This window comes from Nocardioides sp. QY071 (assembly GCF_029961765.1).
Classification (GTDB): domain Bacteria; phylum Actinomycetota; class Actinomycetes; order Propionibacteriales; family Nocardioidaceae; genus Nocardioides.
In genome coordinates this window covers 3,629,901-3,647,709 of the sequence record NZ_CP124681.1, presented here as the reverse complement: position 1 = coordinate 3,647,709, position 17,809 = coordinate 3,629,901, and the positions used below count along the sequence as shown (strand labels likewise).

17 protein-coding genes are annotated in these 17,809 nt (G+C 69.8%); 4 read left to right on the top strand and 13 right to left on the bottom strand.

The window, feature by feature from the left end; genetic code table 11:
• Positions 1 to 10: 10 nt before the first annotated feature.
• Positions 11 to 1,756 carry an acetolactate synthase catalytic subunit gene (locus QI633_RS17605; RefSeq protein ID WP_282426514.1) on the bottom strand — a complete coding sequence of 582 codons (1,746 nt, stop codon included), beginning with the start codon at positions 1,754 to 1,756 and terminating at the stop codon, positions 11 to 13.
• A gap of 238 nt (positions 1,757 to 1,994) precedes the next feature.
• A complete protein-coding gene (locus QI633_RS17600) occupies positions 1,995 to 2,666 on the bottom strand; it encodes a DsbA family oxidoreductase (RefSeq protein WP_282426513.1) in 672 nt (223 codons plus the stop codon).
• Between the two features lie 89 nt (positions 2,667 to 2,755).
• Between QI633_RS17600 and QI633_RS17595 the strand changes: the two genes are divergently transcribed.
• Positions 2,756 to 3,307: a helix-turn-helix domain-containing protein gene (locus QI633_RS17595; RefSeq protein ID WP_282426512.1), complete on the top strand. Its 552-nt coding sequence runs from the start codon at positions 2,756 to 2,758 to the stop codon at positions 3,305 to 3,307.
• A 339-nt stretch (positions 3,308 to 3,646) separates the two neighbouring features.
• Here the strand turns inward: QI633_RS17595 and QI633_RS17590 are convergent, their stop codons facing one another.
• The 7 genes from QI633_RS17590 to QI633_RS17560 are packed head-to-tail and all read right to left on the bottom strand — an operon-like array spanning position 3,647 to position 11,020.
• Positions 3,647 to 4,498: a PaaX family transcriptional regulator C-terminal domain-containing protein gene (locus tag QI633_RS17590; RefSeq protein WP_282426511.1), complete on the bottom strand. Its 852-nt coding sequence runs from the start codon at positions 4,496 to 4,498 to the stop codon at positions 3,647 to 3,649.
• Positions 4,491 to 4,946 (bottom strand): acyl-CoA thioesterase, encoded by a 456-nt coding sequence (locus QI633_RS17585; protein WP_282426510.1) that lies wholly within the window; start codon positions 4,944 to 4,946, stop codon positions 4,491 to 4,493. Before QI633_RS17585 ends, QI633_RS17590 begins: the two co-directional genes overlap by 8 nt.
• Complete coding sequence (locus QI633_RS17580) at positions 4,943 to 7,315, bottom strand: bifunctional salicylyl-CoA 5-hydroxylase/oxidoreductase (RefSeq protein ID WP_282426509.1); 2,373 nt, start codon at positions 7,313 to 7,315, stop codon at positions 4,943 to 4,945. The genes QI633_RS17585 and QI633_RS17580 overlap by 4 nt, the downstream gene beginning before the upstream one ends.
• A 2-nt stretch (positions 7,316 to 7,317) precedes the next feature.
• Entirely contained in the window at positions 7,318 to 8,955 is a 1,638-nt protein-coding gene (locus QI633_RS17575) for an AMP-binding protein (RefSeq protein WP_282426508.1), read from the bottom strand.
• Entirely contained in the window at positions 8,952 to 9,857 is a 906-nt protein-coding gene (locus QI633_RS17570; RefSeq protein WP_282426507.1) for an acyl-CoA thioesterase domain-containing protein, read from the bottom strand. The genes QI633_RS17575 and QI633_RS17570 overlap by 4 nt, the downstream gene beginning before the upstream one ends.
• Positions 9,854 to 10,348: a cupin domain-containing protein gene (locus QI633_RS17565; protein WP_282426506.1), complete on the bottom strand. Its 495-nt coding sequence runs from the start codon at positions 10,346 to 10,348 to the stop codon at positions 9,854 to 9,856. The genes QI633_RS17570 and QI633_RS17565 overlap by 4 nt, the downstream gene beginning before the upstream one ends.
• Before the next feature lie 12 nt (positions 10,349 to 10,360).
• Positions 10,361 to 11,020 (bottom strand): fumarylacetoacetate hydrolase family protein, encoded by a 660-nt coding sequence (locus tag QI633_RS17560; protein ID WP_282426505.1) that lies wholly within the window; start codon positions 11,018 to 11,020, stop codon positions 10,361 to 10,363.
• A gap of 57 nt (positions 11,021 to 11,077) precedes the next feature.
• Between QI633_RS17560 and QI633_RS17555 the strand changes: the two genes are divergently transcribed.
• A complete protein-coding gene (locus QI633_RS17555; RefSeq protein WP_282426504.1) occupies positions 11,078 to 11,509 on the top strand; it encodes a RidA family protein in 432 nt (143 codons plus the stop codon).
• A gap of 89 nt (positions 11,510 to 11,598) precedes the next feature.
• Here the strand turns inward: QI633_RS17555 and QI633_RS17550 are convergent, their stop codons facing one another.
• The 4 genes from QI633_RS17550 to QI633_RS17535 all read right to left on the bottom strand — a co-directional run bounded on the left by QI633_RS17550 (position 11,599) and on the right by QI633_RS17535 (position 14,939).
• Positions 11,599 to 11,883: a hypothetical protein gene (locus QI633_RS17550; RefSeq protein WP_282426503.1), complete on the bottom strand. Its 285-nt coding sequence runs from the start codon at positions 11,881 to 11,883 to the stop codon at positions 11,599 to 11,601.
• Positions 11,884 to 12,965: 1,082 nt separating this feature from the next.
• Entirely contained in the window at positions 12,966 to 13,502 is a 537-nt protein-coding gene (locus tag QI633_RS17545) for a TetR-like C-terminal domain-containing protein (RefSeq protein ID WP_282426502.1), read from the bottom strand.
• Positions 13,503 to 13,628: 126 nt separating this feature from the next.
• Positions 13,629 to 14,522 (bottom strand): sugar phosphate isomerase/epimerase family protein, encoded by an 894-nt coding sequence (locus tag QI633_RS17540; RefSeq protein ID WP_282426501.1) that lies wholly within the window; start codon positions 14,520 to 14,522, stop codon positions 13,629 to 13,631.
• A 252-nt stretch (positions 14,523 to 14,774) separates the two neighbouring features.
• On the bottom strand, positions 14,775 to 14,939 hold the full coding sequence (locus QI633_RS17535; protein WP_282429335.1) for a hypothetical protein: 165 nt from the start codon (positions 14,937 to 14,939) through the stop codon (positions 14,775 to 14,777).
• Here QI633_RS17535 and QI633_RS17530 point away from each other — a divergent pair.
• Both QI633_RS17530 and QI633_RS17525 read left to right on the top strand, forming a co-directional pair.
• Positions 14,880 to 16,565 (top strand): CocE/NonD family hydrolase, encoded by a 1,686-nt coding sequence (locus tag QI633_RS17530; RefSeq protein WP_282429313.1) that lies wholly within the window; start codon positions 14,880 to 14,882, stop codon positions 16,563 to 16,565. The genes QI633_RS17535 and QI633_RS17530 overlap by 60 nt on opposite strands.
• 82 nt (positions 16,566 to 16,647) lie before the next feature.
• Entirely contained in the window at positions 16,648 to 17,748 is a 1,101-nt protein-coding gene (locus tag QI633_RS17525) for a fumarylacetoacetate hydrolase family protein (RefSeq protein ID WP_282426500.1), read from the top strand.
• Positions 17,749 to 17,809 lie beyond the last annotated feature (61 nt).

Sequence of the window (17,809 nt, the reverse complement as noted above, 5' to 3'; positions counted from 1 at the left end):
CTCCTGCTCGTCAGCCGACGAGCACGCCCTTGGGGGCGGCGGGCCGGTTGATCGTCGCGTCGTGGCCGTCGAAGAGCCGGGTCGGTCCGTAGGCGTCGGGGTCGACGATCGCGTCGATGACCACGGGCACCGGCGACGCGAGCGCCTCGGCGAGCACGTCCTGGATCCGCGCGGGGTCGGTGAGCCGGACGCCGACGGCGCCCACAGCCCGGGCGACGGCGGCGTGGTCGACCGGCGCGAACTCGATGGCGGTGGTGGTGCCGTCGAACAGACGGTTCTCAGCGTGCCGCTGGTAGCCGAGCTGGGCGTTGTTGAGCACCACGACCACCACCGGGATCCGCTCGCGCACCGCCGTTTCGAGCTCCGACCACACGTGGGCGAACCCGCCGTCCCCGACGATCGCCACCACGCGGCTGCTCGGGCGCGCCAGCCGGGCGCCCATCGCCAGTGGCGCGCCCCAGCCCAGGCCTGCCAGGCCGCGCGGGGTCAGGAAGCGCTGGCCGGCCGCCCGTGCGGTGAGGTACGCCGAGGACCAGATCCCCGAGTAGCTCGCGTCGCTGGCGACGATGTCCTCGGCGGTGAGGAGGCGGTCGAGCTCGGTGACGAGCCGCTCGGGAGCGATCGGCGTGGTGGCGGCGGTGACTGCGGCGGCGATGTCGCGGCCGCGTCGCTCGCGCCCCTCGGCGATGCGTCGGGTCAGCGCCTCGGCGCCCGCCGTGCGCCGGCTCAGGTCGAGCTGCGTGAGCGCGTCGGTCAGGTCCTCGAGCGCCGCGCGGGCGTCACCGACCAGGCGGACCGACTCGTAGTTGCGGCCGACCTCGAGCCCGTCGGCGTCGACGTGGATGTAGGTCGCGTCGCGGCGGGTGAGCCCCCACTTGTCGGTGCCGTTCTCGTTGGTCCGGGTCCCGACGAGCAGCACGACGTCGGCGTCCTCCAACAGCTCGAGGCTCCGGCTGGTCGGGCCGTTGCGACCCGTCAGGTTGGCGGCGACGCCCAGGGCGTAGGGTCCGGTCTCCGCTACCGCGCCCTTGCCCATGTTGGTCGTGGCCACCGGGAGGTGGGCCGTCTCGACCAGCCTCGTCAGCGCGTCGGTCGCCCCGGACAGGTGGACTCCACCCCCGGCCATCACCAGCGGCGCGTCCGCCTCGGCGATTAGTCGCGCGGCCTGGGCGACCCGTGCCGCGTCGGGCCGCTGCCGGTCGAGCGGGAAGGTGCCGAGCCCTGCGACCCGAGGCATCGGAGCACTCCCGGTGGGCTGGTCGAGGACGTCGCGGGGCAGCAGTAGGACAACTGGCCCCGGCCGCCCGGTCGTCGCGGCGACCATCGCCATGTCGACGTAGTCGTCGACCCGCGCCGGGTCGTCGAGACGCCGGGTCCACCGCGACACCTCGGAGAACAACGCGGTGTGGTCGAGCTCCTGGAAGGCGTTGCGGTCCCGGTTCGCGACCGGGACCTCCTGCACGATCACCAGCAGGGGCACCGACGCCTTCATCGCCTCGGCCATCGGCGCCACCGCCAAGGTGGCGGCCGGACCGTTCTGCAGCGCCAGCACGCCGATCTTGTGGGAGATCCGGGCATAGCCGTCGGCCATCACGCCGCCGGCGTTCTCGGTGCGGTAGAGGACCTGGCGGATCCCGCGCCGCTCCGCGGCCAGCATCAGCGCGGTCGGGTTGCTCTGGCCGAACACGATCTCCACCCCGTGCCGGACGAGGGCATCGGCGACGGCCTCGGCAACGGTCCGCTCGGTTTCGGGCATGACGGGTCCTCCTGCTCTCGACGGGCCCGTCGCGCCGGCGGCTCGGGTCCGCGGCGGGGTCGGATCCCCAAAAATCAAATGAAGTCTGAATTTCTGGGAAGGCTAGCTGCGGCCCTCGGGTCGGTCAACCCGATCGATCCCGGGTTCGGTCTCGGGATCGGTCTCGGGACCGGCTTCGGGGAGGCCGCAGGTTCCGTCGACGCAGGTCGGTCCCTGCGCGAGCATCGCGAGCCCCGGCTCAGTCATCGCCGGCCTCGGTGCCGGCCTCCGTGGCGGCGTGCCGGATCACCTCGACGAGCACGTCGACGGTTTGGGCGCCGGAGAGGCCGTACCTGCCGTCGATGACCAGGAAGGGCACGCCCGTGACGCCGATCCGCAGGGCCGCGCTGCGGTCCAGCTCGAGCCGGGGGTCGCGCTCGGTCGAGGTGACCGCGGCACGCGCCGCAGCCTCGTCGAGCCCGATGTCGGCGGCGAGCGCGGCCAGGATGTCGGGCACGGAGAGGTCGGCGCCTTCGGTGAAGTAGGCCCGGAAGGTGCGGTCCAGCAGGGCGGAGTGCGCGCCCTGCTCCTGGCCCCAGGCGAGCAGCCGGTGCGTCCGGCGGGAGTTGGTGGGCAGCATCGCGTCCCAGTCGTAGCGGACGTCGTAGGCGCTGCCGAGTTGGTTGAGGTGGTCCTGGCCGCGCCGGACAGTGGCCTCGTCCATGCCGCGCACCTCGCGCAGGAAGCGCTCCTTGTCGACCCGATCGGGCGCGTCCGGTCCGAGCTCGAAGAACAGGTAGCGCACCTCGACCGCGACTCCGGACTGCTCGACGGCGGCGTCGAGGCGCCGTTTGTTCAGGTAGCACCAGGAGCACTGCACGTCGACCCATACGTCGACGGTCACGGTCCTGGCCTCGGTCGCTCCGCCCATGGCGGGTCCTCCTTCGGGTTCAAATGGGGAGATGCCCCATTTGTCTCCGCTACTATATGGGGAACATCCCCATTTCAATAGGAGGTCGCATGGCAGCGCAGCGGGCCGACGCCGTCCGGAGTCGGGAGCGGGTCCTCGCCGTCGCGAAGGACGTCATCGACCGCGACGGTCCGGCCGTCTCCCTCGACCGGGTCGCCCGCGCGGCGGGAGTCGGCTCGGCCACGCTCTACCGCCACTTCCCGACTCGGTTGCACCTGCTCGAGGCCGTGTTCGCCCAGGAGGCTCACGCCCTGGCCGCAGCCGCCGCCGCCCTCCCGGGGAGCCAGGACGGCGCATCCGCCGTCCGCTCCTGGGCCCGTCGTCTCGTCGTAGAGGCGATCGCCAGCCGCGGTCTCGGCGCCGCCCTTGTCGCCGCGGGCATCGAGCAGACCTCGTCCAGCGACTGCCGCGGCCTCATCGCCCGGGCCACCGACACCCTCCTGCACGACCCCGCGGTCGCTGCATCGGTCCGCCCCGGCGTCCGCGGCGAGGATGTCGTCGACATCGCCTCAGCGCTGGCGGTGGTCGCCGAGGGGGACGCGGAGCGGGCCTGTCGGCTGATGGACCAGTGCCTGGCTGGGTTCGTCGCCGAAGCGAGATAGGTGGTGCTGGTAGTCATGCAGGGCGTGGGCTCAGGCACAGGCGACGGGTGTTTCTGACGTCGGTCACGTCATGTCTCAAGGCATCGAGGACGCGGGCGGGCCGGCTCGTTCCCGGCGCGGCTGAAGCACGGCCGAGCGCCACCGGCGCTGCGGTGTTCGAGCCTCGCACGCGGCGGTCGCCACGTTCGACCGCAAACGCGCAACCGACCTTCGAGCTCGTCTCGTGAAGAGCCTCGGGCCTGATGAAGGCTCTGGCCTGGCCCGGCGCTCTGCGTGGTCACTCGGGATCGGGTCCATGCCCCGAACGGTCGGCTGACCAAGGTCCCCGAAACGCTCAGCTCACAGTGCCGTCGTCCCGTCCGGCCAGCGGGTGGCTGCGTGCTCGAGGCTCGGCTTCTCCAAGGCGTTGACCAGCCGCTCGAACAAGGTGGTGGCCCGTGGCCCGTTCCAGTCGGCGGCGAGCAGCTCGCTGGGCAAGCCGGGGTCGCGGAACGGCAGCTTGCGCCATTGGTCGAGCATCGCGACGTAGGTGGCGAAGGCGTCTGCCGGTGAGGGTGGAGTGCGCTCGACGGCGGCCGCCGTGAGGTCGTACTCGTCGGCGAAGGCGCGGTAGCTCGTGTCGATCGCGGTCAGGTCCCAACTGCTGTAGAGCAGCTGGGTGAGGTCCTGGGTGCCGTGGTAGGCGCCGACGAAGATGGCGGAGTGATCCTCCAGGCCGAGCTCGACGACGGCTCGCTCGGCTGCGTCGCGCATCCGGGCCGGCGCGATCCACAGCGCTGTGCCGATGTTGCCGAAGCCGAGGTGGGACAGATGGGCGCGCAGCTGGTGGCGCCGGGCTCGCTTCGACTCCGGTACGCCGAAGTGCACGATGCACCAGCCGTCGGCGAGGTCTGCAGGGGTCCGGGCGTGCCAGATCACCTCGTCGCCGGACTCGAGGGTGGCCAGCGCGGTGTCGGTGAGGGCGTAGCCGCGGGTGCCGTCCCGTGCCTCGGAGTCCAGCCAGCCGTTCACCTTCAGTCGGTGGACGGCGGTGCGCACGCTCGCCGCGTCGAGGCCGGCCTGGGTGAGCAGGTCGACGGTGCCCGCGATAGGCATCCAGTTCCCCAGGGGCCGGACGACGGCACCGAGGAAGGTCACGACTGTGGTGCGGGAGCGGCGGTTGCGTTGCGCGGTGGGGCCGGAGTCACTCACCCTCGGCATTGTGCCGGACCGGCCCCTGGAGTGCGGCCAACCACGTGGTCGGCCACGGAGTGCTGCCGCTGCGGGCGTCCGGGTCGTGGCCGGTCCCGAGGTGGACGGTCACGTAGCTCCCGTGGGCGGCGCGCATCCGGGGCCGCCCACGGAACTCCTCGCCCCAGACCTCGAACTCCCAGGTCATCGACGTCGTGCCGACCTGCGTCAGGATCACTGTCGCGGTGGCGTCCTGGCCGAAGAACAGCGGCGCCTCGAAGTCGACCGTCCAGCGCACCCGGGGCGCGGCGGGGAAGTAGCCGTCGAGCCCGCGCGCGGCCATCAGCCGTGCCTCGGCGGCCTCGACGAACCGGGTGACGGTGGTGTTGTGGTAGATCCCCGCGGCGTCGGTGTCGATCCACTCCACGCGGGTGTGGAACTCGCCGACGGCGGCCGGGGCCCGGCTCATGTGGGTACGACGCCGGACGGTGTCCAGCGCAGCTGTATCTGGTCGTCGGCGCCCTCGCGCAGGAGCTGGAGTCGGGGCGGGATCTTGTCGGTGCGTGATGTCGGCGGCTTGCGCCGGCCGGCGGCCCACTGGGTGGGCCATTGTGCCGCGGGGCCCCGGTAGTCCTGTTCGGCTGCGGCGTGCAGTGTCCAGTTCGGGTCGTAGAGGTGGGTGCGGCCGAGGGCGCAGAGGTCGGCGCGGCCGGCGAGCAGGATCGAGTTCACGTCGTCGTATGAGGAGATGGCGCCGACCGCGATCACCTTCGCCCCGGCCGGTTCGCCCACCCGGTGGCGGATCTTGTCGGCGAAGGGGGTCTGGTAAGAGCGGCCGAAGGCCGGCTTCTCGTCCTTGCTGACCTGGCCGGAGGAGACGTCGATCGCGGCGGCGCCGTGCTCTATGAACGCACGGGCGATGTCCACGGCATCCTCGCCCGTGTTGCCGTCGGGCAGCCAGTCGGTCGCAGAGATCCGGACGGTCACGGGCACGTGCGTGGGGACCGCGCCGCGCACCGCGTCGAACACCTCGAGCGGGAAGCGGAGGCGGTTCTCCAGCGGGCCGCCGTACTCGTCGGTGCGGCGGTTGGCGACGGGTGAGAGGAAGGAGGACAGGAGGTAGCCGTGCGCGGCATGCACCTCGATCAGGTCGAAGCCCGCGTCGACGGCCCGGCGGGCGGTGGCGGTGAAGTCGGTGACGATCTGGTCGAGATCGGCGCGGGTCGCCTCGCGCGGCACGTGGCAGCCAGGGCCGTAGGGGAGCGCCGAGGGGCCGATGACCTCCCAGTTGCCGTCCTCGAGGGGCTCGTCCATGCCCTCCCGCATCAGCTTCGTAGAGCCCTTGCGGCCCGAGTGACCGATCTGGACGCCGATCTTGGCGGTGGTGCGGGCGTGCACGAACTCGGTGACCTTGCGCCACGCGGCGCCCTGCTCGTCGGTCCACAGGCCGGGGCACCCGGGGGTGATCCGGCCCTCGGGGGACACGCAGGTCATCTCGGTCATGACCAAGCCGGCGCCGCCCATCGCCTTCGAGCCCAGGTGGACCAGGTGGAAGTCGTCGGGTGTGCCGTTGGTGGCGGAGTACATGTCCATCGGCGAGAGCACGACTCGGTTCTTCAGCTCCAGCTCGCCGATCCGGATCGGCTGAAACATCGCCGGCGCCGGTTCGGGTGATCCCTGGTGGCGGGCGAACTCCGCCTCCATCCGGGCCGCGAACTGCGCGTCGCGCTCCTTGAGGTTCTCGAAGGTGATCCGGCGTGAGCGGGTGAGCAGGTTGAAGACGAACTGGGCCGGGTCCTGTCCGGCGTACATGCCGATGTCCTCGAACCACTCGAGCGAGGCCTGGGCCGCGCGCTGGGTGGACTCGACGACCGGCTTGCGCTCGCTCTGGTAGGCCTCCAGCGCGGCCTCCAGCGTGGGGTGCTCGTGGAGGCAGGCGGCGAGGGCGAGTGCGTCCTCCATGGCCAGCTTGGTGCCGGATCCGATGGAGAAGTGGGCGGTGTGGGCGGCATCGCCGAGCAGGACGACGTTGCCGTCGTACCAGCGCTCGTTGCGCACGGTGTGGAAGTTCAGCCACTTGGAGTTGTTGGTGAGGATCGCGTGCCCGCGCAGCTCGTCGGCGAAGATCTCGGCGATCCGCTCGACGGCGTAGTCGTCGGAGGCGCCCGGCGGGAAGCTGTCGCCCTCGGTGCGGTCCAGTCCGGCGCGCCGCCAGACGTCTTCGTGCATCTCGACGATGAATGTCGAGCCCTGGGCGGAGTAGGGGTAGCCGTGGATCTGCATGGTGCCCCACTGCGTCTGCTTGACGAAGAACTGGAACGCCTCGAAGACCAGGTCGGTGCCGAACCAGATGTACTTGTTGTGCCGGCGATCGAGAGCAGGCCCGAACTTGTCGGCGTACTTGGTCCGGATCGCGGAATTGAGCCCGTCTGCTGCCAGCACCAGGTCGTACGACGCGCGTAGCTCGTCGGGATCGGGCGCCTCGGTGCGGAAGTGGACGGTCACGCCGAGCTCGGCGACCCGCTCCTGCAGGATCCGCAGCAGGTCCTTGCGCGACATCGCGGCGAAGCCCTGTCCGCCGACGGTGAACGCGTGGCCGTCGAACTCCACGTCGATGTCGGTCCAGCGGGCGAACTGCTCCTCCATGCGGTCGTGCACGACCTGGTCGGCGCCCTCGATGCTGCCGAGGGTCTCGTCGGAGAACACCACGCCGAAGCCGAAGGTGTCGTCGGGAGCGTTGCGCTCCCAGACGGTGATCTCGTGGGCGGGGTCGAGCGTTTTCATCAGGGTGGCGAAGTAGAGCCCGCCGGGCCCACCGCCGACGATCGCGATCCTCATGCTCAGCTCTCCGATCCGATGGTCTCGCGCAGCTTGAAGTGCTGCAGCTTTCCGCTGGTGTTGCGCGGGAGCGCCTCGATGAAGCGAACCTCGCGCGGGTACTTGTAGGGCGCCAGCGTGTTCTTCACGTGGTCCTGGAGCTCCTTGACCTTGGCGGCGTCGCCGCTCACGCCCTCGCGGAGCACGACGAACGCGCTCACGATCGAGCCGCGCTCGGGGTCGGGCGCGGCGACGACGCCGGCCTCGACGACGTCGGGGTGGGTGCCGAGTGCCTCCTCGACCTCGGGCCCGCCGATGTTGTAGCCGGAGGACACGATCATGTCGTCGGTGCGCGAGCGGTACCAGTAGTAGCCGTCCTCGTCACGCAGGAAGGTGTCGCCGGTGACATTCCAGCCGTTGACGACGTAGCCGCGCTGGCGCGGGTCGTCGAGATAGCGGCACCCGACCGGGCCGATCACGCCGAGGCGCCCCTCGACACCGGGGCCGGCCTCGTTGCCGTCCGCGTCGAGGATCGCGGCCCGATAGCCCGGCACCGGCTTCCCGGTCGCGCCGGGGCGGATGTCGTCGCCGGCGGCCGAGATGAAGATGTGCAGCATCTCGGTGGCGCCGATGCCGTCGATGACCCGCAGGCCGAGCTGACGCTCGATCTCCTCCCAGGTCGCCTGCGGCATGTGCTCCCCGGCCGTGACGGCGACCCGCAGCTTGACCAGGCGGTCGAGATGCCCGGCCTTGACGATCTGCTTGTACGCCGTCGGCGCGGTCGCCAGCGCCGTGACGCCGTGCTCGGCGACCAGGTCGGCGAGCTGGACCGGCGTCGCGGCCTCGGTGAGCAGCGCGCAGGCGCCGGCCCGCAGCGTGAACACGACCAGGATGCCGAGGCCGAAGGTGAAGGCCAGGGGAGCGGTGCACGCCACCAGGTCGTCGGGCTGGAGGCGCAGCACGCCGCGGCCGAAGGTGTCGTCGATCGCCAGGATGTCGCGGTGGAAGTGGATAGTGATCTTCGGGGTGCCAGTGGTGCCCGAGGTCGGCCCGAAGAGTGCGACGTCGTCGGCCGCGGTGTCGACGGCCGCGAAGGTCGTGGGCTTGGTCGCCGCGCGGCGGGTCAAGTCGTCCGCGCCGGCGCCGCCGAAGGTGACCACCACCAGGTCGGGGGCCGTGTCGTCGCGGACGGCCTCGACATCGTCGACGAAGCGGTGGTCGACGAGGGCAACCGCGGGCCTGGTGCGCTCCACGATCGGGCGCAGCTCGGTCGACCGCAGCGCGGCCATCGTGGTGACCACGATGCCGCCGGCCTTGAGCACGCCGAGCCAGGCCGCCACCGTCCACGGGTTGTTGGGCGAACGCAGCAGCACCCGCTTGCCGCTGACCAGCCCGAGGTCGTCGACGAGGACGTGCGCGACCTGGTTCGCTCGGGCCAGCAGCTCACCGTAGGACCACACGGTGCCGTCCGGCGTCCGCAGCGCCGGCCGATCGGGACCGTGGGTCGCGACCGCGGCGTCGACCAGCTCGACGGCGGCGTTGAGCCGGGCCGGGTGGTCGAGCGCGGTGAGGTCCAGCGTCGGCCACAGCTCCGCCGGCGGCAGGTGGTCGCGGGCGAAGGGGTCCACCAGTCCACTCGGCGTCTGTGTCGGCGCCGTCATGAGCTCACCTGGCCCGTCCGGATCATGCCCTCCTGGACGACGCTCGCCACCAGGGTGCCGTCGGGGGTGAAGAACCGGCCGGCCGCGATACCGCGGCCGTCGGCCACCGACACCGCGTCCTGCGCGTAGAGCAGCCAGGTGTCGGTGCTCGCCGGCCGGTGGAACCACATGGCGTGGTCGAGGCTGGCCGTCACGAGGCCTTCGTCGGCCCAGGCCAGGCCGAGCACCCGCATAGCTGGTTCGAGGATGGTGTAGTCGCAGACGTAGGCCAGGGCCGCGCTGTCGCGCTGCTCGGCGGTGAGACCCTCGACCGGTCGGAGGGCGTCGTACGGCTTGACCCAGAGCGCCTGGTGGGGCGAGCGCTCGCCCTCGACGGTGAGGTAGACGGGGCCGGGCACGTGCCTCATGTCGAAGCTCCGCCCGCCGGACCAGTAGGCCTTCGAAGTCTCGGTCATGGTGCCGCCGGAGCGATCGGCGAGGTACTCCGCGGAGCTGGGCAGGGTCTCGGGGGCGGGCAGGTCGGCCGGCATCGTGACCTGGAAGCTGCCGCTCGGCTCGCCGGCGGCGAAGCTGGCCATGCAGACGTAGACCGGCTTGTCGTTCTGGAAGGCACGCACCTGACGCGTGCTGTAGCCGCGGCCGTCGCGCAGCACCTCGACCTCGTAGCGGACCTCGGCGCCGATGTCGACGGGGCGCATGAAGTAGGAGTGCATCGAGTGGACGGCCTTGCCGTCGGTGATCGTGCGGACCGCGGCGACCAGCGCCTGGGCGACCATGTCGCCGCCGTACGCCTTGGGCCAAGGGCAGGGCTGCGTGGTGGCGGTGAACGCAGCGTCGAAGGCCTCGGGCGCGGTGGGCTTGAGGGTGACGGCGTCGGTGAAGAGCTGGGAGGTGGCGCTCACGGTCGGCTCACCCAGTCCTTGAGGTCGGCGTCCTCGACCTGCGGCAGGTTGACCACGATGTTGTCCGGGGTGCGGGTGGTCATCCAGGTCAGCGGGTTGTTGCGATCCAGGTTGCACTCGACGTGCGGCATGAAGGGCGGCACGAAGACCCAGTCGCCCTCGGACATGTCGATGTAGTCCTCGAACCTCTCGCCGAAGTAGATCCGGGCCCGGCCGGACAGCACGTAGCCGCCGGTCTCGGCCTCACCGTGGTGGTGAGGAACCGACCGGTAGCCCGCGAGGTTGTGCACCTTGCCGAACCACAGTCGTGTCGCCGGGGTGTGCTGGGGGCTCACCCCAGAGATGCGGGTGGCGCCTTCCGACTGCGCGGTGAGGTCGGGCTCGTGTCCGCCTCGTGTCACCACGGGGACGATGGGGCCGTGCGCCGCGGAGGCCATCGCGGCGTGAGATCGGGCCTGATCGCGGAGGTACTGGTCATACTCGGGGTCCATGCGGGATGCCTTTCAGGCGAATCGGATCGTGTTGGTCAAGGTGCCGATCCCGGGGATCTCGGTCTCGACGACGTCGCCGTCGTGCAGATAGGTCGGCGGGGTCATGCCCATGCCGACGCCGCCGGGCGTGCCGGTCAGCACGATGTCGCCGGGCCGTAGCACGGTGAAGGTGGAGATGTAGGACAGCAGCGTCGCGCAGTCGAAGACGAGCGTGCGGGTGTTGCCGCGCTGGCGCTCCTCGCCGTTGACCCGACACATCACGTCGACGCCGGCGACCGGGTCGATCGCATCGGGCGGGACCACCACCGGCCCGATCGGCGTGGTCGCGTCCCAGGCCTTGCCCTGGAACCACTGGAGGGTGCGTCGCTGCCAGTCCCGCACCGAGACGTCGTTGGCCACGGTGTAGCCGCCGATCGCTTGGGCCGCCTCGGCCCGGTCCGCCCTGCGGAGCTCGGCGCCCACCACGACCGCCAGCTCAGCCTCCCAGTCGATCTCCACGCCAGCCGGCAGCACGATGTCCGCGCCGTCGGCGAGCAGCGTGTCGGCGTACTTGGCGAAGAGGGTCGGGTGGCTCGGCCGCTCACGGCCGGTCTCGGCGATGTGGTCGCCGTAATTGAGGCCGCAGCAGATGACCTTGCCCGGCGGTGACAGCGGCAGCGAACCCGATTCCATATTTCAGTTCTCGCACGAACGTTGCACTGATGTCAATAGATGATCTACGGTCGGGACATGACCACTGACCTCACACCGATCCCGGTGAACCCCGCCTCCATGGCCCCGCCGAGTGGCTACTCCCACGGCACGCTGAGCGGCAACACGCTCTACCTGGGCGGCCAGACCGCGCTCGACGCGGACATGCGGATCGTGCCTGGTGGGATCGTCGAGCAGTTCCGCCAGGCGTTCGGCAACGTGCTGACGACGCTGCGTGCCGCCGGCGGCGTCCCGGAGGACCTGACGTCGATCACGATCTACCTGACCGACATCCCCGACTACCAGGCGCACGGCCGTGAGATCGGCGCCGCCTGGCGAGAGTTGGCGGGGCCGGTCTACCCCGCCATGGCCGGCATCGGCACGACGGCCCTGTGGCAGCCCGAGGCGTTGATCGAGATCCTCGGCGTCGCCGTCATCCCCGACGAGAGGCTGCGCCGGCCCGACGCCTGAGCGAACCTCCAACGGGGTGCCAAATGACCCGCTGGTGCGATACCCGCGGCATCCAGGCCCTCCCCGCCGACCCCTGCTGCCGTCGCCGTCTACCTCACCGCACGCGACGCCCCCTGGGCCGCGCGGCCCACCGGGGGCAGCCCGCTCACTCCCGTCGAGATCCACCGCATCGTCACGAGACTCGATCCCGCCCAGCCGATGACCGCCCGCTTCTGTGCCTCATCCTGCTCGGCTACGCCTCCGCGCTGCGGCCCAGCGAGCGGTCCGCGCTCGCCTTCGCCCACATCACCCCCGCCGCCGGCGGCGTCCTGCTGACCGTCCGTCGATCCAAGACCGACCAGGACGGCCACGGCGAGGTCGTCGGTGTCGCGCACGGCCGTGACCCCGACACCGACCCCCCACGACCAGACGACCCGTGATCAGCGGCCTGGGGGCGGTGGGTTCGTCTTCCGGCAGATGACCTCGGCCGGGACCGTGCTCGACCGACAACTCTCTCCCCGACGGGTGTCAGCAAGGTCGTTCAACGCCGCGCCGCTGAAGCCGGACTCGGTCACCGCAGATCAGCGGACACTCACTGCGCCGGCCACGCCGGTGACGTGGGGGTCGCACTGTGGTTCTCGTTGCAGGTCCAGCGCCGTCTTCGAACGATGGACGGCGCCGGTGTGTCAGGGAGTGAGCAACGCTCCGGCGGTCGAGACTTTCAGGTAGTGCCCAAGGTCGTCCGCGGTGCCCGTGGTCTTGAAACCCGCTGCGCGTGGAGAACGCGAGGAGACCGGGGTTGTCGGCATCGACCACGATGGCCTTGCCGCCCCGGCGTCGGCGACGCGGACGATGGTCTCCAGCGCGTCGTCCTCGCGGACGACCTGGGTGGGATTGCTCGCGGAGTACCCGACTACGCGCACTGGCCCACCGGTTCCTCCTGCGAGGGTCTACGACCTCTTCGAGGAGGAGGTGGACGGCGCACACACCGGCCTGGACCGTCGTGGCGGCGTCCCGGACGAGCCAGTTGTCGTCGGCGACGGCTCGTCGCAGTCGATGTCCGACAGGTCGTGCTCGGGCGCCAGGCGTACGACGCGGTAGGTGGGTTCGCTCGTCGCGGACTCACCTGCGCCCCTCCTGCCGCTGGGCCAGTTTCCGATGCGGCGGGGCAGTGCGGCCAGACGCGCCAGCTCGGGGGAGGGGCCGGCGGCATCGATGGAGGCGATCATCTGGTCGTACTCCTGCGCCGTCATCATGGTGACCTCAGTGCGGGCGATGACCTTCAGGGTCGCCTCGCGGATCGAGTAGGTGATGAATGCGGTCTTGGTGATGTGCAGCCGGTCGGCGACATGGAGAATCAGGGAATCGGCGGTCTACCCGCGGAAACGCAGGGAGGCGTTCGTTTCGCGCCCACCGCAAGAGGTCGTGTGGATCTCCGGGAGTCTGTGAGACCTGACCGTCGAATTCTGCGAGCTGCTCATGAGTGGTCGCTCAGAACGCGGTCGATGAGCATCTCGACGTCCTCATCGGTACGGCGATACCCGAAGACCGCCCTGAGGTAGAGCGGAGCGAGCACCCCGTCGAGCACCGCGGACAGGGGCGGAGCCGGCTCGCCACGCTCGCGCGCGCGATCGATCGCTTCCTGGAGGTGAGCGGAACGGTGCTCCAGATAGGCCCTGGCCCGCTCTCGGCGGCGCGTGGCATCGGCGTCGTCGTCATCGCTAATGAGCTTCGCCCGGATGAGGGCCTCGAAGAGTGCGAACCCCGCGGGGTGCGCGATCTCGGCGGCTGCGTAGGCGGCCCACGCGCGAAGGTCGCCGCGCAAGGATCCGGTGTCCTGGATCGGGTTGTCATGGACGACCCGCGTGGTCGCCGCATCGAGAATCACCGTGTCGACGTCGCGCCAGCGTCGGTAGAGCGTGGCCTCGTGAACGCCGGAGCGCGCAGAGATCTCCTTCATCGACAAGCTCTCGCTACCGCCTTCGGCGATCAGGGCGAGTACTGCTTCGTGCACCGCGGCTGCGGTCCTAGCGGTGCGGCCGCCGGAGCGCACCGTTCCGTAGGGGGGACCTGGACTGGGCACTCTCCGACCCTAGCGTTGCTCAGGGGGGCAGATCGCGAGGCGTCGTCGTGTCCCCGCTCACCTGAGGAGACCGGCGTGCCAAGCGGATTCCAGGCCACGCTTCGCGCGTCGCGCGATCTCGTCGTGAGGCAGGTCTTGGCCTGCGCCTGGGGATGCTGGGTCGGAGAGCATCTCGAGGTCGTACCAGCCCGCGTATCCGGCGGTCTCGAGGGCGCCGAAGATCTGCTCGAATGCGATGATCCCTTCGCCTGGGATGACGCGATGCATGCCGGAGCCACGGTCGTGCGGGACGTCGCCCAGCTGCACGATGGTGAAGAGGGACGCGTAGGTCGCGATGTCCTCGAGAAGCGTCTCGGAGTCCCAGTGGTGGAAGACGTCGAAGACGATGCCGACGTTCGGCGTGTTGATCGAGGCGATGAGATCGGCTGTCTCGGCCAGCGACGAGAGCACGGACGCCTCGGACGCGAGGTCGCTCCTGATGGGCTCGATCCCGATCAGGGCGCCCACCTCGGCTGCTGCTGCGCTCGCCCGCTTGTATCCCTCGATGAGGATTCGGCGCTGTTCGTCGGCGTCGCGCGCATCGTCGATGCCGGTGAGGGTGATGAACTGAGACGGCCCGAAGGGCTCGAACCGCTTAATCGATGCCACGAGAGCGTCGGTCCGTGCCTGGGGATCGGTCGGCCCCCCGAAGAGACGCACGGGCAGGATGCTCGGGGTCGCGGATGTGCAGAGGGTCGCCTGCAGGCCGGCTTCGGCGACGAGCTCGGCCAGCTCCTCGTCGCGGCCTGTTCCGAGCTTCTGCTCGACGATCCCGATCCCTGTCGCCCCCACGCGCCGACAGGTCGCGAGATCCTCCTCGAAGCTCGATCCGTCCAGCATCAGCTGATTGATCGAGAGTCGTTCGGAGAAGTCCCGCGTCCGCGGTCCGCGCACCTGCGTCATCTCGTCCATGGGTCGCTCCCGGCCTCTCTCGTTGACGGTGTCGCCGGCCCTGCCCCGCCGTCCGACCAGTAACGCAAGAGTACACGCGTTTAAGGCCACCGGTGACAGCTCGAAGAACAGGGCGAAGGCGCCTTGATGCTGCTAACGCGAAATGTCTTGCATAGCCAACGGGCCGACGTCTAGTCTCGCTTAAAGCGAGAGTTGTCGCGTCAAGGTTCAGTCGCCAACTGCCTCGGATGCGCTCTCGGCGCGGACGCCGACCTAGGAGAAGCCCTCATGGAGAACAACCAGCGCGAGGACGCGCACGCTATCGAGCGGCTCGCGCTCGTGGCCGATCTCGCCTACGAGCAGGACGTTCCCATCGTCATGCGCGATGGCGCCGTCCTGCGTGCCGACGTCTTCCGGCCCCGAGGCGAGGGTCGACACCCCGTCCTGCTCAGCTATGGCGGCTACGGCAAGAACCTCCCGATGCAGGATGCCTATCCCGCCGCGTGGGAGATCCTCCTGGAGCAGTGCCCCGAGGTGCTCGAAGGGTCATCCGGCCAGTTCATGTCCTGGGAGCTCCCGGACCCGGAGCGCTGGGTGCCCTTCGGCTACACCGTCGTACGAGTCGACGCGCGGGGGACAGGCCGGTCCCCGGGCGTCATGGACAACATGTCCGCGGTCGAGGCTGACGACATCTACGACTCGATCGAGTGGGCCGCGTCTCAGCCGTGGTCCACGGGAAGAATCGGGCTGACCGGTGTGTCGTACATGGCCATCGTCCAATGGACGGCCGCGTCACGTCGTCCGCCCCATCTCGCCGCGTTCTGCCCGTGGGAGGGAGCATCGGACTGGTACCGCGACGTCTCGCGACATGGAGGAATCCTGTCGGAGTTCTCGCGCAACTGGTCCAAGGCGCAGCCTCTCAAGGTGCAGCACGGGCTCGGCGCGCGTGGCTGGACCAACTCGTTCACCGGGGAGTTGGCGTCGGGGAGCGAGGAGCTCACCGACGACGAGCTTGCTCGCAATCGCGTGGACATCTATGCGGGCATGCAGGAGAGCCAGTTCGACAACGACTACTACCGCTCCAGGTCGGGCCGCCTCGCCGACATCGAGGTTCCGTTGTTATCGGCCGGCAACTGGGGCGGCGATGGGCTCCACCTGCGCGGCAACGTGGAGGGGTACGTCGATGCGGGGTCCGAGCAGAAGTGGTTGGAGATCCACGGCGGCAATCACTTCGCGCGCTTCTACAGTCGCGAAGGAGTCGACCTCCAGCGGCGCTTCTTCGACTTCTTCCTGAAGGGGGAGGGAGACTGGGGGAACGAGCCTCCGGTCCAGCTCCAGATCCGGCACCCCGGTGAGAAATTCGTTCTCCGCAAGGAGAGCGAGTGGCCGATCGGCCGTACGGACTGGCGAAAGGTGTTCCTAGACGTTGCGACTCTCAGCCTCGAGGACGCGCCGCGAGAAACTGCGCGCGCGACGTTCGACGCGCTGGGAGGCGGGCTGGATCTGAGGACGGCCCCCTTCCCGCACGCGACCGAGATCACCGGTCCTCTTGCGTGCAGGCTCTGGATCTCCTCTTCGACCACGGACGCGGACGTCTTCGTCGTCCTGCGGTTGTTCGACCCGGACGGTCGGGAGGTCCTGTTCGAGGGAGCGGTCGATCCCCAGGTTCCTCTGTCGCAGGGCTGGCTTCGCGCCTCCCACCGGGAGCTGGACGAAGCGCGCTCTCGGCCCTACCGGCCCTACCACCCGCACACCTCCGAGAAGCCGCTCTCGCCCGGCGAGGTGGTCGAGCTGGCCATCGAGATCTGGCCGACCTCGATCGTCGTCCCGAAGGGCCACGTGCTCGGACTAACCGTCCTGGGCCGCGACTTCGACCACGGTCAGGGGCGTGGTGCGGAAGGAATGATGTCTCTCGACTCGACCGGTGTCGGACCGTTCGTTCACAACGACCCCGTCGACCGGCCGAGCGAGGTGCTCGCGGCCACGCGCATCACCGTTCTCTCGGGACCTGAGCATCCCTCGGAGCTGCTGCTCCCCGTGATCCCCGACGCAGAGAGCGTCTGACCGGCGCCTGTCCGCCGGATCCGGGGTCCTCCAGGGCCAGGCGCGCGTCCTCGCCCCGACCAACGTATGCAAGGAGTACGAAGTGATTCACCACGTGATGCTCTTCTGGTTCCGCAAGGACACGCCACGAGCGGAGGCGGAGGAGGTCCTCGACGGTATCCGGAGTCTCGCCACCATCCCCACCGTCAAGGCCGTCTCGATCAGCGAGAACCGGGACTTCCCGGAGTCGTCCGAACCCTTCACCCACGCGGCCATCCTCACGTTCGATGATCTGGAAGGCAGGAACGAGTTCTTCGCCGACGAGTTGCACCAGTCCGTTCGGCGTAGGGCGATGTCCGTGTTGGGTGAGTTGAAGACGATCAGCGTGGCCAGCGGCGAAGCATCAAGCGCTGCGGGCCCGGTGTCCCCGAGCCTCGAGGACCTTGCGGCGCAGCTTCACCGCGCGGAGTCGACCAGCACCACCATGCCACCGTTGTCGGAGCAGGTCCCGGGCCTGAGCGTCGAGGACGCCTATCGGATCCAGCAGCTGAATGTCTCTCGTCGCCTCCGCGATGGCGGCGTCATCGTCGGTCAGAAGGTCGGCCTCACGTCGGTGGCCATGCAGGAGCAACTCGGCGTCGAGGAACCCGACTACGGGGTGCTCTTCGCCGACATGCTCGTCGACGACGGTCAACCGATCCCTGTCTCTGGTCTGATCCAGCCGCGGGTCGAGGCCGAAGTCGCCTTCGTGATGGAGCGCGAGCTGCGCGGACCGGGCGTCACGGAGGCTGACGCACGCGAGGCGATCGCGGGCGCCCTTCCTGTCATCGAGGTAATCGACAGCCGCATCAACGCGTGGCAGATCGGCTTGACCGACACCGTCGCCGACAACGCATCCTGCGCGAAGGTGGTTCGCGGCAATGTCGTGACGCCGATCGCTGACCTCGATCTCCCCACCATGGGCATGGTCCTCACGATTGACGGTGAGGTCGTGTCAACGGCGGCCGGGGCTGCCGTGCTGGGGAACCCGATTCGCGGGCTGGTCTGGCTTGCCAACAAGCTGGCCGAGTTCGGCGTCTCCTTGCGGCCAGGCGATCTGGTGCTTGCCGGCGCGCTCCACGCATCCGTTCCTGTGACCGGAGGGATGTCGGTCCACGCCGAGTTCGCGAGCATCGGCGGGATCACCGCCGCATTCACGTCCTAGCAAGTTGGGCACACCAGCCTAGGTGAAAGGCGCCCGAGCAATGTTGCGGCCGGCACGGTCA

Excerpts from the sequence above, each read along its gene's own strand:
- QI633_RS17605 (WP_282426514.1), bottom strand. The coding sequence starts at position 1,756 with ATGCCCGAAACCGAGCGGACCGTTGCCGAGGCCGTCGCCGATGCCCTC.
- QI633_RS17600 (WP_282426513.1), bottom strand. The coding sequence starts at position 2,666 with ATGGGCGGAGCGACCGAGGCCAGGACCGTGACCGTCGACGTATGGGTC.
- QI633_RS17595 (WP_282426512.1), top strand. The coding sequence starts at position 2,756 with ATGGCAGCGCAGCGGGCCGACGCCGTCCGGAGTCGGGAGCGGGTCCTC.
- QI633_RS17585 (WP_282426510.1), bottom strand. The coding sequence starts at position 4,946 with ATGAGCCGGGCCCCGGCCGCCGTCGGCGAGTTCCACACCCGCGTGGAG.
- QI633_RS17580 (WP_282426509.1), bottom strand. The coding sequence starts at position 7,315 with ATGAGGATCGCGATCGTCGGCGGTGGGCCCGGCGGGCTCTACTTCGCC.
- QI633_RS17575 (WP_282426508.1), bottom strand. The coding sequence starts at position 8,955 with ATGACGGCGCCGACACAGACGCCGAGTGGACTGGTGGACCCCTTCGCC.
- QI633_RS17565 (WP_282426506.1), bottom strand. The coding sequence starts at position 10,348 with ATGGACCCCGAGTATGACCAGTACCTCCGCGATCAGGCCCGATCTCAC.
- QI633_RS17560 (WP_282426505.1), bottom strand. The coding sequence starts at position 11,020 with ATGGAATCGGGTTCGCTGCCGCTGTCACCGCCGGGCAAGGTCATCTGC.
- QI633_RS17555 (WP_282426504.1), top strand. The coding sequence starts at position 11,078 with ATGACCACTGACCTCACACCGATCCCGGTGAACCCCGCCTCCATGGCC.
- QI633_RS17540 (WP_282426501.1), bottom strand. The coding sequence starts at position 14,522 with ATGGACGAGATGACGCAGGTGCGCGGACCGCGGACGCGGGACTTCTCC.
- QI633_RS17530 (WP_282429313.1), top strand. The coding sequence starts at position 14,880 with ATGCGCGATGGCGCCGTCCTGCGTGCCGACGTCTTCCGGCCCCGAGGC.